Origin of the sequence: Streptomyces lichenis, assembly GCF_023218175.1 — a bacterium.
GTDB classification, from domain to species: domain Bacteria; phylum Actinomycetota; class Actinomycetes; order Streptomycetales; family Streptomycetaceae; genus Streptomyces; species Streptomyces lichenis.
Map to the genome: position 1 here is coordinate 90,353 of NZ_JALPTH010000021.1, position 14,859 is coordinate 105,211.

The following is a 14,859-nucleotide window of genomic DNA, read 5'->3' on the forward strand; positions in this document are numbered from 1 at the left end:
GCTCAGCGGCCACCGGTGACCTCCGTCGATGTGCCGGCCCGGTCCGTGCCACCGCCGGTGCCACTGTCCGAGCCGCGGTCCCTGCCATGGTCCGAGCCACTGTCCTGCCGCCCGATCCCGTCCGGGCCGATCTCCTCCGGGGAGTGGAACTCGGTCTCCCGCCAGTCGTCGGGCAGCAGGTGGTCCAGTACGTCGTCCACGGTGACCGCGCCCAGCAGCGAACCGCCGTCGTCCACCACCGGCGCGGCGACCAGGTTGTACGCGGCGAGGTGGCTGGTCACCACCGGCAGCGGGGTGTCCGGGGCGAGCGGCCCCAGGTCGGTGTCGACGATCGCCGAGACCAGGGTGAAGGGCGGGTCCCGCAGCAGCCGCTGGAAGTGCACCGTGCCCAGGTACTTCCCGGTGGGCGTCTCCTCGGGCGGCCGGCACACGTACACCTGCGCGGCGAGCGCGGGGGAGAGGTCCTGGCGGCGCACCCGGGCCAGCGCGTCGGCCACCGTGGCGTCCGGCCGCAGCACGATCGGCTCGGTGGTCATCAGGCCGCCCGCGGTGCGCTCCTCGTACGACATCAGCCGCCGTACGTCGGCGGCGTCGTCCGGCCGCATCAGGGTGAGCAGCCGCTCCTTGTCGTCCTCGGGCAGCTCGGAGAGCAGGTCGGCCGCGTCGTCCGGGTCCATCGCCTCCAGCACGTCGGCGGCCCGCTCCTCCTTCAGCTTGCCGAGGATCTCCACCTGGTCGTCCTCCGGCAGCTCCTCCAGCACGTCGGCCAGCCGGTCGTCGTCCAGGGCGGCCGCCACCTCGGCGCGCCGCTTGGGGGAGAGGTGGTGCAGCACGTTGGCGAGGTCCGCGGGGCGCATCCGCTCGAAGGTGGCCACCAGGTTCTCCGCGCCCTGGCCCTCCTCCTCCAGCGAGAAGCCGGTCACCGCCGACCACTCCACGGTCAGCGTCTCGCCCCGGCGGCGCAGCGCACCGCCGCCGCCCCGGCGGACGAAGACCTTGTCGATCTCCCAGTCCCGGCGGGCCGGCAGCTGCTGGATGGCCACGTCCAGCACGGTCACCTCGGCGTCGTCCTCGACCAGCCGGACCCGGCGGTCCAGCAGCTCGCCCAGGACCAGCCGCTCGGTGGGGCGCTGCTCGAAGCGGCGTACATTGAGCACGCCGGTGGTGATGACCTGGCCGGACTCGACGCCGGTCACCCGGGTCATGGGCAGGAAGATCCGCCGCCGGCCGATCACCTCGACCACCAGGCCGAGCAGCCGCGGCGGCCGGCGGCCCACCCGCAGCATCGCGACGAGGTCGCGGACCCGCCCCACCTGGTCGCCGTTGGGGTCGAAGACCGGAACGCCGGCGAGGTGTGAGACGAAGATCCGGGGAGCGCCCGCGGCCATGCTCCGCGCCTCCCTTCCGTAGCGGATGTACTCGGGTGTACCTCCGTGTCGGATGTACCGACGCGTGCCGATGAAACCCACTGGTCCGTGCGGCCTCAGGCTAGCCCGTCGGGCTCCGGGCCGCCCAGGCAGGGCGCCCGGACGGCCGCGCCGGGTGCCTCGGCACGGTCCGCGGAAGGCATTCGTCCGGTGGTGGCCGCTGTCGTGCGGAGCCCCGCGGAGGGCGTCCGTCCGACCCCCGGAGGCGTACGCCGGCGGCACCGGTACGCTGCGGTCAGCCGCCCCCGTGGCGCCCCCGATTCCCACCCCGCGACACCCCGCGACCCCGTAATCGACCCGCATCCGGCTCGTATCCGATCCGACCGCATCCGGCCCGTATCCGACGCCGTGACGAGAGGCAGAGTGTTGACGACCCTCCCCCCGGTTCCGCGTGCCCGCCGGGCCGCGCTGGCCGTGGCCCTGTGCGCGGGGCTCACGGCGGTCCTCACCGCGTGCGGCGGGACGGAGCCCCCGCCGCCGGATCCGGACGCGGGCACCAACGGGGTGGGCAAGCTGACCGCCGCCGGAATCGAGGCCAAGGCGCGAAACGCGGTGCGCGGCGCGGAGGCGGTACGGCTGGCCGGGAACCTGGTCAGCAAGGGCGGCACCTACCGGCTGAACATGCGGCTCAAGGGCGCCGGGGCGGCCGGCTCGGTGGTGAACGGCGACACCACCTTCGAGCTGCTGCGGGTCGGCGACGTCCTCTACCTCAAGGCGGACGCCGAGTTCTGGACGCATGCCGAGGAGGCGTCGAACGCGCCCACCGAGGCCGACCGGCAGGCGGCGAAGAAGCTCGGTGGCAAGTTCGTGAAGGTGCCCGAGGACGACCCGTCCTACAAGCAGCTGCGCGGCTTCACCGAGATGAACACCCTGCTGGGCGGGTTGCTGGTGCTCCACGGCGAGCTGCACAAGGGCGAGCGCGACAGCATCGGGGGCATCCGCACCATCAAGGTCGCCGGCGGCCCGGGCGGGGAGGGCGGCACCCTCGACGTCTCGCTGGAGGGCACGCCGTACCCGCTGAAGTTCGAGCGCGGCGGGGACGCCGGGGTGGTGGTGCTGTCCGACTGGAACGAGGACTTCGCGCTCCAGGAGCCGTCCAAGGAGCAGTCCGTGGACTACGGCCGCCAGCTGCCGCGCGCGGGCGGCTGACAGCCGGCCACCCCAGGCCGCCCGGCCTATGCCCGCCTACCGCGCCGGCCCCGGAGCAGCAGCCGGGGCAGCGCGGGCGGTACCGGATGGCGGGTGGTGGCCGGGGTGGGCAGCGGTACGGCGGCCAGTGAGCCGTCCGGCAGCTCGGTGGAGGCGGTACGCGGGGCCAGCCGCAGCACCCGGCACTCCCGCGCCCACCGCTCGGTCATCGTCTCCGCGTCCGGGGCGTTGAGCCGCTTGCCCTTCAGCTCGGCGACCGCCGCCTCCCAGGCCTCCGAGCCGGGCGCCAGCTCGGTCACCTCGGCGCTCCAGCCGACCACCCGGCCGCCCTTGTCCTTGCTGCGCACGGTGACCTCGGCCACCGAGCCGTCGGCGAGGCCCGGCAGCGGCTGCTCGCCCGGCCCGTCGCCGACCACATGGGCGGCGCCCTCGTGCCAGACGTGCCAGAGTGCCCGGGCGGGGCCGGTGCCGCGCACCCAGACCAGGCCGGACTTCTTGGTGGCCTCCTCGGCCAGCGCCCGGTCGAGCAGCTCGGGCGAGACCGATACCGTCGGCGATTCCGTCATACCGGGAGCCTATCCCCGGCCCTGCCGGGTGCTCAGAGCCAGCCGTTGCGCTTCAGGGTGCGGTGGATGGCCAGGCAGACGCCGATGATGCCGACCAGCACCATCGGGTAGCCGTAGCGCCAGTGCAGCTCCGGCATATGGTCGAAGTTCATCCCGTATACCCCGCAGACCGCCGTCGGGACGGCCACGATCGCCGCCCAGGAGGTGATCTTGCGCATGTCCTCGTTCTGCGCGACGGTCGCCTGCGCCAGGTTGGCCTGGAGGATGGAGTTCAGCAGCTCGTCGAAGCCGACGACCTGCTCCTGCACCCGGGCCAGGTGGTCGGCGACATCCCGGAAGTACTTCTGGATGTCCGGGTCCACCAGCCGCATCGGCCGCTCGCTCAGCAGCTGCATGGGCCGCAGCAGCGGGGTGACCGCGCGCTTGAACTCCAGCATCTCGCGCTTCATCTGGTAGATCCGCCCGGTGTCCGTGCCGCGGGTGGTGCCCTTGGCGGGCGGCGAGAACACGTCGATCTCGATCTGGTCGATGTCGGTCTGGACGGCGTCGGCCACCAGGATGTAGCCGTCCACCACATGGTCGCCGATGGCGTGCAGCACCGCCGAGGGGCCCTTGGCCAGCAGCTCCGGATCGCCCTCCATCCGGTGGCGCAGATTGCGCAGCGAGCCCTGGCCGCCGTGCCGGACGGTGATCACGAAGTCCTGGCCGGTGAAGCACATCACCTCGCCGGTCTCCACGACCTCGCTGGTCGCGGTCAGCTCGGCGTGCTCCACATAGTGGATCGTCTTGAAGACGGTGAACAGCGTGTCGTCGTACCGCTCCAGCTTGGGGCGCTGGTGGGCGTGGACGGCGTCCTCCACGGCCAGCGGATGCAGACCGAACTCGGCCGCGATCCCGGCGAACTCCTTCTCGGTGGGCTCGTGCAGCCCGATCCAGGCGAACCCACCGCCGTCGCGCACCTGGCGCATCGCCTCGCGCGGGGTGAGGCAGGCGTCGGACTCCTGCTTCTGCCGCCGCCCGTCGCGGTAGACGGCGCAGTCCACCACGGCGGTGGAGGCCGAGGGGTCGCGGGTGGGGTCGTAGGAGTTGTACCCGTTGTACGGGCCTTGGCTGCTCTTGCGCAGGGAGGGGCGTACGACTGCACGCAGGTCGCGGATCATCGACATGGGCGGGCTCCTTCACGAAAGGGGCCGTCGGCGGTGCGTGGCACAGCCCGGAATGGGGGCGTCCTCGATGCCGTACGCGCGGGTGGTGCTCGGGGTGGTGCGTGCGCGTCGTACGGGCTGACGTCCGCAAAGCGGGCGGCACCGCGGTGTCGCGGTGACGGCGTTCGCTACAGACAGGCAAAACCGGACGGTGGTGTGCAGACCGGTGCGTCGCTCTTCCGTTGAGTGCGCCGTGGACCCGGTGGACGGCCGAGGCCGCGCGGGCCGGTGCGGCGGACCGGTGCCCTGGGGCCGTACGTCGCCGTACGGTTCCGGGCGGGCCGTGCGCCGACCGGGTGGGCACGTCGGCACGGAAGGTGCCGACGGGTCACGGCTCGTGTTCCCCGGGCGCCCGGAGGGATTCCCCGGTGTGTCCGGGGTCTCGGTCTCGGAAAGGCGCGATCAGCAGGAGCGGAGCCGGGCCACTGGGGCGGAAGAGCTGCCGGTACTGCACGATCGACTTCGATCCATCGCAGCCCCACCTCCTCCGGCCGGTCCCCCGTGAGGGACGTCTTCCGTCGGGACCGGAGGGCGTGCTCGGCATGCCGTCCCGACCAGACCGCCAGGGTAGCAGCCGATCAAGGCCCAAACCCGTTGCCTGCCCATTCCTTACGCGCTTTATGCTCGCCGCATGGCAGAAGTTTTGGATCTGGTCGAGGCCCGGCTGCGCACCGCCCTCGGCGAACCGGACGCCCGGGCCTCGGTCACCTTCCTCGGCACCGACCGGATCGAGGTGCTCCGCTTCACCGCGGTGGACACCGACGCCGACGGCGGTGGCAGCGGCGGCCGGCTGGTCCGCTACGCCACCCTCGGAATGTCCGCCCAGCCGATGGCCGACCCGACCGCCGTCCTCGCCGACCCGGTGAGGGGCCCGCGCGCCGAGCTGCTGCTGACGGTACGCGCCGGGCGCGCCGACACCGACCAGGTGCTCCGCCCCCTCGCCGTACTCGCCGCCTCCCCGCAGGTCGAGGGCGTGGTCGTGGCCCCCGGCGCCTCCCTGGACACCGGCGCCCCCCTCTGGCCGGACGCCCCCTTCACCTCCGTCCTGGTGGCCGAGCCCGGCGGGCTGGTCGAGGACCTGGAGCTGGACGACCCGATGGACCCGGTCCGCTTCCTACCCCTCCTCCCGATGACCCCCAACGAGGCCGCCTGGAAGCGGGTGCACGGGGCGGGCGCGTTGCAGGAGCGATGGCTGACGGGGGGTACGGATCTGCGGGACCCGGGGCGGGGGGCCGTACGGCTGGACTGAGGTTTACGGTTCCAGCGGCTCGGGCCGGAGCGCGTCGAGCAGGTCCCGGGCGAAGGTGCGGATGCCCTCGTCGAGGTCGTGGGCGGCGCGGTCGGCGAGCAGGTCGAGGGTGGTGGGGACCTCGGGGGCGCGCCGGACGGTCTCGCGGAGGGCGGGAAGACGGACGTCCGGGTGCGGATCGCGGGCGGACAGGCCCATGAGGAGCGCCAGTGCGTTCGGGTCGAGCAGGGCGCGCAGGGACAGCGCCGGGAGTGCGGCGGCGCGGACGGCGGGGGAGGGGTCATCGCGGATGAAACGCGTCTGGAGCGCGTGGTCGTCGTGCGCCAGGTAGATCACCTGGACCACCGCCGTGCGCACGGCGGGATCGTCGTCGCCGATGGCCTGGGCCAGGACGGCCGAGCGGGTCTCGGCGTCGTCGTGCGCGGCGAGCAGCGCGACGGCGACGGCCCGGGCGCTGCCCGCGGTGTCCCGGCGGAGCCGGTCAAGCAGGAAGTCCTTCTCGTCACCGTTGGAGTGGGATTCCAGGTAGTGCAGTGCGGTGGCCCGCACCTCGGCGCTCTCGTCCTCCACCGCCCGTCGCCGGAAGAGCGCGTCGAGCCTTGGCCGGCCTCGGTAGCGGAGGGTGAGGACGCGCAGGGCGTGGGACCGGATCTCCGGGTCCGGGTCGCGGACCGCCCATTCCTCCGCAAGATCCCCTGCGAAGGGGATCAGCCCGGGTAGGAGCATCAGCTCCGCCAGCACCTGCCGGCGTGCCGCCACGGAGGGTGTCTGCCGCAGCTGTGCCACCAGCTCCTGTCGCGATTCCGATGACGAGTCGGACATCGCCGTGAGGACCACCACCCGCAGCTCCTCCGTCTCCACTCGGGCCCGCTCCTGGAGGAAGGCCTCCACCGCGGCCCTGTCCCGGTCCGAGGGGGGAGTGGCGGCGAGCAACCGCAGGCCCACCGCACGGACATCGGGATGAGGGTCCTGCGCGGCGCGCAGCCGCACGAAGTCCGGCGTGACATGAGGCCCCTCCTCCACCAGCAGGGCGAGCGCCAGCGCCCGCAGCTCCTTGCTGCCGTCCTCGGCGGCGAGCCGTCGCACAAAGGCGAGGAATTCCTCGGCAGGGGGGCCACCGTCCCGCGGCCGGGCGAACAGGGCGCGCAGTGCCGCCGATCGGGTCGCCGGGGTGTGCTCCGGGGCGATCAGGGTGCGCAGTGCCGCTTCCCTGTCCTCCCCGGCGGCCAGCAGGGCCACCACCAGGCCCGCCATGGCCTCGGCGGAGTTGTGCAGGATCTCAGCGCTCTGGGCCTGCCCGTACTGCCCGTCCCGGACGTACCAATCCACCAGCCCCGACAACCCTGGCCAGCGTGGCCCGAGGGCCCGTAGCGCGGCTCCGGTCCTGGCGAGGGTGTCGGCCGGCGGATACCAACCGGTCCCGATTCTCCGGTGCACCTCGACGGTCCTGATCAGCAGCCGCACCAGGCTCACGGTCTGCGCCTCCACCAGGCCGGGTCTGCGTACCTCCGCCAGGCACTCGGCGGCGAGCAGGAGTTCCGCGAAACTGCTGTCGTCGCCCGCCACCGCCCGCTCCCCGAACGGGCGCGCCGCCAGCACGCGATCGATGGCCCGTCCGGCGAACCGCTCGTCCAGGAGTCCGCTGAGCAGCAGCAGGATCTCGTGCCAGGCCGGGTCCTCCCAGTAGGCCGCGAAGATCCCGTACAGCTCCTCCTCGCTCACGCTGCGTTCACTCTGGAAGCGGTGGACCAGGTCGATGGCCACCAGGTACTCCAGGAAGGTGCGGTGGACGAAGCCGTAGACCCCGCCGCCGAACAGGCTGAGCACGAAGTTGCGGTGCTGGAACTGGTCCAGCATGATCCGCGCGGCGGTGACCGCACGGTCGGGGGGCAGGGCGTAGCGGCCGGTCAGATAGGTCTCGAAGGTGTCGATGAGGTCCGGGCCCGCGATGTGGTTGCCCGCGATTCCGCCCTCGCCCTCCTGCATCCGGCGGGCCACCAGCCGCAGCAGCTCCAGCTTGTCCTCGGGTCCCAGGTACGGCAGGTGCTCCTCGACCCGGCGGTCCCTGAGGAACCGGCTCGGATCCCAGTGCTCGACCAGCACCGCCATCGCGTGCTCGTACACCGCCCGCCGGTCGCGGGGGAGTTCACGGCGGCGGCCGATGATGGCCAGGATGGTGAGGATCAGCGGATTGCCCGCCAGGGAGCGTACGGAGGCGGAGCCGTCCACCGCCGTCAGCACCCGCTGCTCCAGCCGCCGGGCGTTCGCCGGATCGTCCGGGCAGGCCAGGGCGAACCACCGGTGGCAGAAGGCCCCGATCCGCTCCCGGTCCAGATCCTGGAGCATGAAGTCGGTGAAGCCCGCGCCGTCCAGTACCGCCCGCTGGTACCCGATCCGGCGGGAGGTGACCACGACGCGGGTCGCCGGGTACTTCGCGGCGAATCCGGCGATACGGCGGGCCACCGCGTTGCGGACGTCCTTCTCGAAGAGTTCGTCCAGGCCGTCGAAGACCACGAGCGCCGCGCGCGGACCGGTCCCGGCCAGGCACTCGCCCAGCATCCCGGGCGGAAGCCCCAGGCCCTCGTCCTCATGGAGGTGCCCGAGGAAGTCCTCGAAGGTACGGTCCCGCCAGGCGGCCTCCGCGTACATCCGCAACTCCACGACGAGCGGCAGCCGGCCGTCCAGCCGCCCCAGCTCCGGGGGCGGCCCGCCCTCCGCCGTGAGCGCCAGCGCCAGATAGCGGGCGAGGGTGGACTTGCCGGCTCCCGGGTCGCCGAGCAACACCAGCCGGGTGTGCTCCGGGTCGCTCAGCACCTCCAGCACCGGAAGGGCGGGGCGCGCCTCGTACTCCTGGCGCATCCGCTCCACCATGAAGCGGTCCATGCCGAGGAACTGCGGCAGCGCGTCGTCCGCGCCCGCCTCCCGCAGCCGCTGGACGACATCCCGGGGCAGCTCCACCGGTGGCGGGTCGGCGCGCACCGACTGGGGCACGAATATCTCCCGCAGCCGCACGGCGGGGTGTTCGCCCTGCTCGTGCAGGGGTGTCAGCACCTCCAGGTCCAGCCGTCCGTACCGCTCCCGCAGCCGCTTGGCGTACGCGGTGTACGCCGCCTGGAAGTCGTCCTCGGTCGGGTCGGGGGCCGGCTGCGGGCCGAACACCACCGAGCCCTGGACCCCGTTGATCTGGACCAGGTCGCCGCCGACCCGCGCCCCGGACGCCTGCTGGCCCTTCCACCACCGCCCGAACAGCCCGCTCACGGCGCCCCCGACCCCGTACCGTCCCCGTCGATACGGGCCGAGCCGCCCACCCCGTCCACCTGGTTGAGGCCGCCCCCGGCCCGCGCGCCCCGGGCCGACTGGCCGCCACCGGTGGGCGGCGGCGGGGGAGTGGCCTCGGCCGGCGGAGGGGGCGGTGCCGGACGGGACCCGCCGATGGTCAGGTCCCCCGCCACACCCCGCACCTGGTTGATGGACCCCCCGGCCGTCGCCCCGTCCGCCGACTGCCCGCTTCCGTCAGCGGAGTCGCCGCCCCGCAGGCCGTACACCGCCAGGCCCAGCCCCAGGAGGAAGCTGCCCACTCCGGCCCACTTGTCGGCCCGGTCCAGCCCCTGGAACACGAAGAAGACCACCAGGCCCGCGAGGACGAGCACCGCCCCCGCCCCGACCAGCCACCGCCGCCGCCGTTCCGTCATCCGTCCATCTTCACCGGAACGCGACGGCGCGGGGGCGCCCTTCGGAAGAAAGGGCACCCCCGCGCAACCAGCCTCACCCAGGGCTCAGTTGGCGAAGACCGCCACCGAGTCCTCCACCGCGTGCTGCGGCTGGAGCTCCTCGGCCTGGTGGCTGAGGGCCCGGCGGCGGACCCAGACGATGCCCGCGCCGACCAGGGCGGCCGCGCCCGCGACGACGAAGGGGATGTGGACGTTGGTCCACTCCTCGATCTTCGGGGCGAGGAAGGGCGCCGCGGCCGCGGCGAACCAGCGGACGAAGTTGTAGCCCGCGCTGGCGACCGGGCGCGGCGCGTCCGAGACGCCGAGGGCCAGTTCGGTGAAGACGGTGTTGTTCACGCCGATGAACGCGCCGGACAGGATGGTGCAGACGATCGCGGCGGTGTGGCTGCCGTAGCCGAGGACCACCACGTCCGCGGCGAGCAGCACCAGCGAGCCGCCCAGCACCTTCAGCGAGCCGAAGCGCTCCTGGAGCCGGGGCGCGACCAGCACGGAGAAGACCGCGAGCAGCACACCCCAGGCGAAGAAGACCGCGCCGGACTTGTACGGGGTCATGTCCAGCACGAACGGGGTGAACGCCAGCACCGTGAAGAACGCGTAGTTGTAGAAGAACGCGGAGGCGGCGGCCGAGGCCAGCCCCCCGTGGCCGAGCGCCTTGAGCGGGTCGGTCAGCGAGGTCTTCCGGGCGGGCCTGGGCTGCTCCTTCAGGAAGACGGTGATGCAGAGGAAGCCGACCGCCATCAGCGCGGCGGTGCCGAAGAACGGGTAGCGCCAGCTGGCGTCGCCCAGCAGGGCGCCGAGCAGCGGGCCGCAGGCCATACCGAGGCCGAGCGCCGACTCGTAGAGCAGGATCGCCGCCGCGCTGCCGCCGGCCGCCGCGCCCACGATCACGGCGAGCGAGGTGGAGACGAAGAGTGCGTTGCCGAGGCCCCAGCCGGCCCGGAAGCCCACCAGTTCACCGACCGAGCCGGAGGTGCCGGACAGCGCGGCGAAGACGATCACCAGGGCGAGACCGGCCAGCAGGGTCTTCTTGCCGCCGATGCGGCTGGAGACGAAGCCGGTGACCAGCATCGCCACGGCGGTGATCAGGAAGTAGGAGGTGAAGAGCAGGGAGACCTGGCTGGCGTTGGCGTGCAGCCCTTGGGCGATGGACGGCAGGATCGGGTCGACCAGGCCGATGCCCATGAAGGCGACGACGGAGGCCCCGGCGGTGGCCCAGACGGCCTTGGGCTGGCGCAGGATGCTGCCGGCCCCCTCGTCGAGCGGGTCCGTCCCGGTCGGCCGCTCCGCTGTGGACGGTTCCTTTCCGCGCATGCCTGGCTCCTTCTCAGCCTCGCGAGATGTAAGTGCTATATACACATATTAAGTTAGACAGGCTAATGAATGCAAGTGGCACCCAGCCGAGGGGTGGGGACGACTTCCGCTTCCCCGATCGGGTGATCGTCCTTGACGAGCCGACTCCCGGGGAGGACCGTGGAACGCTATGAGGGGCGAACCCAGTTGCCCGAAGTGCGGAGGCCGGGTCCGGACGCCCGGTCTCTTCTCCGACGCGTGGCAGTGCGAGGCGCACGGCGCCGTCCATCCGCTGCAACCGGTGATCCCACCCAGCGTCGAGGCGCTCGGCGTGGCCACCCACCGCGCCAAGGTCCCGGTCTGGATGCCCTGGCCGCTGCCGGTCGGCTGGCTGTTCACCGGGGTCGCCTACGCCGGTGACGACCGCAGCGGGGGCCGTGCCACCGTGGTCGCCTGCTCCGGCCCCGCCCCGCTCGGCGGCGTGGGCGAGCTGCTGCTGGTCGCCGAGGAACTGGGCGTCGGCCTGGGTGCCCGGTACGCCGGTGTGGAGGGCCCCGACCCCGCCCCGTACATGCGGATCGACAACCGCCCGCACGCCAAGGTGCTCGCGGCCGGCCGTCCCACCCCGCTGTGGAACGTCATGGGCGCCCCCGAGGACCGGGCCGTCTTCGCCGGTGAGGCGCGCGGGCTGTGGCTGTGGGCCATCGTCTGGCCGGAGAAGTCCGGGATGCTGCTCTACGACGAACTGGTCCTCACCGACCTGCGCGAGGCCGGTGCCGAGATGGAGCTGCTGCCCTGCGGGGCGCTCACCCCCAAGCTGCTGGACTGAGCCGGCCGGGAGGACCGGGGAGCCGGGGCCGTTATCCTTGAGCGTCCCCCCGTCCGTCCCGAGCCCCCGTCCGGAGTCCGCCCGTGCGCATCGACCTGCACACCCACTCCACGGCCTCCGACGGCACGGACACCCCCGCCGAGCTGGTCCGCAAGGCCGCGGCCGCCGGTCTGGACGCGGTCGCGCTGACCGACCACGACACCACCCGCGGGCACGCCGAGGCGATCGGCGCCCTCCCGGCCGGACTCACCCTGGTCACCGGCGCCGAGCTGTCCTGCCGCCTGGACGGCATCAGCCTGCACATGCTGGCCTACCTCTTCGACCCCGACGAGCCCGAGCTGCTGCGCGAGCGCGAGCTGGTGCGCGACGACCGCGTGCCCCGCGCCCAGGCCATGGTCCGCAAGCTGCGCGAGCTGGGCGTCCCGGTCACCTGGGAGCGGGTCGCCGCCATCGCGGCGGACGGCTCCGTGGGCCGCCCGCACATCGCCGAGGCCCTGGTGGAACTCGGCCTGGTCGCCACCGTCTCCGACGCCTTCACGCCCGAGTGGCTCGCCGACGGCGGCCGGGTCCACGCCCCCCGGCACGAGCTGGACCCGTTCACCGCGGTACGGCTGATCAAGGGCGCCGGCGGGGTCGCCGTGCTGGCCCACCCGGCCGCCGCCAAGCGCGGCCGCACCGTCTCCGAGTCCGTCATCGCCGAGCTGGCCGCCTGCGGACTGGACGGCGTCGAGGTCGACCACATGGACCACGACGGGCCCGCCCGCCAGCGGCTGCGCGCCCTCGCCGCCGACCACGGGCTGCTGACCACCGGCTCCAGCGACTACCACGGCAGCCGCAAGACCTGCCGGCTCGGTGAGTACACCACCGACCCGGAGATCTACGGGGAGATCACCCGCCGGGCCACCGGCGCCTTCCCCGTCCCGGGCGCGGGCGGACCGCAGGACCCCGCCCCACGGGATGATGCGCGGGTCGTCCGGACTCCGGACGGCCGCCAGGGCTGAGCAGCCGCTTCGGCCCCGGCGCCCCTGCCCAGGGGCCGCCTCCGCCGGTCGCCGCCGGTTGGAGGGCGGCGTCTCCCGGGGCCGTCTCCGTCTGGGGGGGCCGGAAGGGCCGCCTCCGCCGGTCGCCTTCGGCTGAGGGCTGCCGCCGGGGGCACCGCGCCGCCTCATCCCGTACCCCACCTCCTCCGTCACGCGCCGTGCGTGCCCCGCACGGCCGCTTCCCGTCGCCCCGCCGCCCGGCGCGGCGGCACTCCGCACGTACACCCCTCACCGCAAGGCCTACCGTGTTCGACCTCGCCGTCTTCGGCTCCCTCTTCCTGACCCTCTTCGTCATCATGGACCCGCCGGGAATCACCCCGATCTTCCTGGCCCTCACCTCCGGGCGGCCCGCCAAGGTGCAGCGCCGAATGGCCTGGCAGGCCGTCGCCGTCGCCTTCGGTGTGATCACCGTCTTCGGCATCCTCGGCCAGCAGATCCTCGCCTATCTGCATGTCTCCGTCCCCGCCCTGATGATCGCCGGCGGGCTGCTCCTGCTGCTCATCGCGCTCGACCTGCTCACCGGGAAGACCGACGAGCCCAAGCAGACCAAGGACGTCAACGTCGCCCTGGTACCGCTGGGCATGCCGCTGCTGGCCGGGCCCGGTGCGATCGTCTCGGTCATCCTCGCCGTGCAGCACGCCAAGGGCGTCGAGGACCAGATCTCGGTCTGGGTCGCCATCGCCGCCATGCACGGGGTGCTCTGGCTGACCATGCGCTACTCGCTGGTGATCATCCGGGTCATCAAGGACGGCGGTGTGGTGCTGGTGACCCGGCTCGCCGGAATGATGCTCTCCGCCATCGCGGTGCAGCAGATCATCAACGGCGTCACCCAGGTGATCCAGGGCGCCTGAGTCCTGTACCTGCCGGGCCCCCACACAGCACTGCGCCCCCGTACGGATTCTCCCGGGGTCGGGGGAGTCCGTGCGGGGGCGCGGTGGTCCGTACTCCGGCCGCCTCCCGGCTGTCTGCCGTCGGGGCGGGCGGTGGATGCCGGTTACGAGGCGGAGGCCTCGGCCGGGCGGATCCAGATGCGCTGACCGATCGCGGCGGCCTGCTGCACGATGGTGTTGACGGAGGCGGCGTCCACGACGGTGCTGTCGACGGGGGTGCCGTCGATGTCGTCCAGTCGCAGGATTTCGAAGCGCATGGGGCTTCTCCCTTCGTCGATGAGTTGATCCTCCAGTGGAGAACATGAGCGCCGCGACACGACCGCGGACGCGGCTGTGGCGCTGTGCGTATGAGTGCCAACGTGATGCACCCTGCAAACATTCCCTACGCTAAATAAAACTTTCGAGCGGCTAAGGACCGAGGGTCGCTGTCGGCCATCCGGGTCCTCCGCCCTCGGCGGGTGGCGGACAATGAGTCCGGTATGAACGACGACACCTTCGACGCGCGCGTCCACAGTCCCGGCGCCCACAGCCCCGGCCCTCCCCGGCAGGCCCCCGGCGGCGGTGACGGGCCGGCCGCCGAGCTCGGCGCCCGCCTGGAGCGGACGCTGGAGCACACCAATGAGCTCCTGCGGCGGATGCTCGCCGAGGTGGCCAAGACCCCCTCGACCCATGCCATTTTCGTCGACGCGGGTTACGTCCATGCTGCGGCCGGGTTGCTTTGCGTCGGCACCGAGGACCGGCGCGCCTTCGACCTGGACGCCGAGGGGCTGATCGACGCCTTCATCGACAAGGCCCGGACGATCTTCGCCGACAGCAGGCTGCTGCGCGTCTACTGGTACGACGGTGCCCGCCGCCGTATCCACACCCCCGAGCAGCAGGCGATCGCCGAACTCCCGGACGTCAAGGTCCGCCTGGGCAACCTCAACGCCAGCAACCAGCAGAAGGGCGTCGACTCGCTGATCCGCTCCGACCTGGAGTCCCTGGCGCGCCACCGGGCCATCAGCGACGCCGCGCTGGTCGGCGGGGACGAGGACCTGGTCTCCGCTGTGGAGGCCGCCCAGGGCTACGGCGCCCGGGTCCACCTCTGGGGCATCGAGGCGGCCGAGGGCCGCAACCAGGCCGAGGCCCTGCTCTGGGAGGTGGACAGCAGCCGCACCTTCGAGCTGGACTTCTGCCGCCCGTATGTCACCCGTCGGCCGGTGACGACTTACGAGAACGAGGGCGAGCCCCCGCCCTCCCGGGACGAGGTCCGCTTCGTCGGCCAGCGGATCGCCGCCACCTGGTACGGCGAGCGCGGCCCCGCCTTCCTCGCCGAGCTGCTCCCGGGCCACCCCTATCTGCCGGGGCCCGTCGACCAGGACCTGCTGATCGAGGCCGAGCGGCTGATCGGCCGGTCGCTGCGCGGCCACGCGGTCCTGCGCCGCTCGCTGCGGGACGGCTTCTGGGACCATCTGCGGTCCCGGCTCTGAACCGCCCGGTGCGG

General features: G+C 72.9%; 13 protein-coding genes. 6 read left to right on the forward strand and 7 right to left on the reverse strand.

Annotated elements, in window-relative coordinates:
- Positions 1-2: 2 nt before the first annotated feature.
- Positions 3-1,388 carry a magnesium transporter MgtE N-terminal domain-containing protein gene (locus tag M1O15_RS21190; protein ID WP_248635675.1) on the reverse strand — a complete coding sequence of 462 codons (1,386 nt, stop codon included), beginning with the start codon at positions 1,386-1,388 and terminating at the stop codon, positions 3-5.
- Between the two features lie 405 nt (positions 1,389-1,793).
- On the opposite strand from M1O15_RS21190, the gene M1O15_RS21195 reads away from it, so the two are divergent.
- On the forward strand, positions 1,794-2,576 hold the full coding sequence (locus tag M1O15_RS21195; RefSeq protein WP_248635676.1) for a hypothetical protein: 783 nt from the start codon (positions 1,794-1,796) through the stop codon (positions 2,574-2,576).
- Positions 2,577-2,602: 26 nt separating this feature from the next.
- Here M1O15_RS21195 and M1O15_RS21200 read toward each other — a convergent pair whose 3' ends face one another.
- Together M1O15_RS21200 and M1O15_RS21205 are read right to left on the reverse strand one after the other, a co-directional pair.
- Positions 2,603-3,142: a hypothetical protein gene (locus M1O15_RS21200; RefSeq protein ID WP_248635677.1), complete on the reverse strand. Its 540-nt coding sequence runs from the start codon at positions 3,140-3,142 to the stop codon at positions 2,603-2,605.
- Between the two features lie 32 nt (positions 3,143-3,174).
- The gene (locus M1O15_RS21205) at positions 3,175-4,308 is read right to left on the reverse strand and encodes a magnesium and cobalt transport protein CorA (protein WP_248635679.1); all 1,134 of its coding nucleotides are present in this window, start codon (positions 4,306-4,308) and stop codon (positions 3,175-3,177) included.
- A 670-nt stretch (positions 4,309-4,978) separates the two neighbouring features.
- Between M1O15_RS21205 and M1O15_RS21210 the strand changes: the two genes are divergently transcribed.
- Positions 4,979-5,596 carry a suppressor of fused domain protein gene (locus tag M1O15_RS21210; protein ID WP_248635681.1) on the forward strand — a complete coding sequence of 206 codons (618 nt, stop codon included), beginning with the start codon at positions 4,979-4,981 and terminating at the stop codon, positions 5,594-5,596.
- Between the two features lie 3 nt (positions 5,597-5,599).
- Here M1O15_RS21210 and M1O15_RS21215 read toward each other — a convergent pair whose 3' ends face one another.
- The 3 genes from M1O15_RS21215 to M1O15_RS21225 form a co-directional block, all read right to left on the reverse strand.
- Entirely contained in the window at positions 5,600-8,854 is a 3,255-nt protein-coding gene (locus M1O15_RS21215; RefSeq protein WP_248635682.1) for a HEAT repeat domain-containing protein, read from the reverse strand.
- On the reverse strand, positions 8,851-9,288 hold the full coding sequence (locus M1O15_RS21220; protein ID WP_248635683.1) for a hypothetical protein: 438 nt from the start codon (positions 9,286-9,288) through the stop codon (positions 8,851-8,853). Before M1O15_RS21220 ends, M1O15_RS21215 begins: the two co-directional genes overlap by 4 nt.
- Positions 9,289-9,372: 84 nt before the next feature.
- Positions 9,373-10,638 carry an MFS transporter gene (locus tag M1O15_RS21225; protein ID WP_248635684.1) on the reverse strand — a complete coding sequence of 422 codons (1,266 nt, stop codon included), beginning with the start codon at positions 10,636-10,638 and terminating at the stop codon, positions 9,373-9,375.
- A gap of 169 nt (positions 10,639-10,807) precedes the next feature.
- Here M1O15_RS21225 and M1O15_RS21230 point away from each other — a divergent pair, with 169 nt between their 5' ends.
- The 3 genes from M1O15_RS21230 (at position 10,808) to M1O15_RS21240 (ending at position 13,337) form a co-directional block, all read left to right on the forward strand.
- Complete coding sequence (locus M1O15_RS21230; RefSeq protein WP_248635685.1) at positions 10,808-11,446, forward strand: DUF6758 family protein; 639 nt, start codon at positions 10,808-10,810, stop codon at positions 11,444-11,446.
- Positions 11,447-11,529: 83 nt separating this feature from the next.
- The gene (locus tag M1O15_RS21235) at positions 11,530-12,447 is read left to right on the forward strand and encodes a PHP domain-containing protein (protein WP_248635686.1); all 918 of its coding nucleotides are present in this window, start codon (positions 11,530-11,532) and stop codon (positions 12,445-12,447) included.
- Positions 12,448-12,731: 284 nt separating this feature from the next.
- Positions 12,732-13,337: a MarC family protein gene (locus M1O15_RS21240; RefSeq protein ID WP_248635687.1), complete on the forward strand. Its 606-nt coding sequence runs from the start codon at positions 12,732-12,734 to the stop codon at positions 13,335-13,337.
- 143 nt (positions 13,338-13,480) lie between these two features.
- On the opposite strand, the gene M1O15_RS21245 is transcribed toward M1O15_RS21240, so the two are convergent.
- Positions 13,481-13,633: a DUF8834 family protein gene (locus M1O15_RS21245; protein ID WP_248635688.1), complete on the reverse strand. Its 153-nt coding sequence runs from the start codon at positions 13,631-13,633 to the stop codon at positions 13,481-13,483.
- A gap of 378 nt (positions 13,634-14,011) precedes the next feature.
- Between M1O15_RS21245 and M1O15_RS21250 the strand changes: the two genes are divergently transcribed.
- Positions 14,012-14,845, forward strand: coding sequence for an NYN domain-containing protein (locus tag M1O15_RS21250; protein ID WP_248635724.1), 834 nt, complete (start codon positions 14,012-14,014; stop codon positions 14,843-14,845).
- Positions 14,846-14,859: the final 14 nt, after the last annotated feature.

Bases quoted from the DNA above. Each gene is read 5' to 3' on its own strand.
- M1O15_RS21220 (WP_248635683.1), bottom strand. From the start codon at position 9,288: ATGACGGAACGGCGGCGGCGGTGGCTGGTCGGGGCGGGGGCGGTGCTC.
- M1O15_RS21230 (WP_248635685.1), top strand. From the start codon at position 10,808: ATGAGGGGCGAACCCAGTTGCCCGAAGTGCGGAGGCCGGGTCCGGACG.
- M1O15_RS21200 (WP_248635677.1), bottom strand. From the start codon at position 3,142: ATGACGGAATCGCCGACGGTATCGGTCTCGCCCGAGCTGCTCGACCGG.
- M1O15_RS21250 (WP_248635724.1), top strand. From the start codon at position 14,012: ATGCTCGCCGAGGTGGCCAAGACCCCCTCGACCCATGCCATTTTCGTC.
- M1O15_RS21205 (WP_248635679.1), bottom strand. From the start codon at position 4,308: ATGTCGATGATCCGCGACCTGCGTGCAGTCGTACGCCCCTCCCTGCGC.
- M1O15_RS21190 (WP_248635675.1), bottom strand. From the start codon at position 1,388: ATGGCCGCGGGCGCTCCCCGGATCTTCGTCTCACACCTCGCCGGCGTT.
- M1O15_RS21225 (WP_248635684.1), bottom strand. From the start codon at position 10,638: ATGCGCGGAAAGGAACCGTCCACAGCGGAGCGGCCGACCGGGACGGAC.
- M1O15_RS21210 (WP_248635681.1), top strand. From the start codon at position 4,979: ATGGCAGAAGTTTTGGATCTGGTCGAGGCCCGGCTGCGCACCGCCCTC.
- M1O15_RS21245 (WP_248635688.1), bottom strand. From the start codon at position 13,633: ATGCGCTTCGAAATCCTGCGACTGGACGACATCGACGGCACCCCCGTC.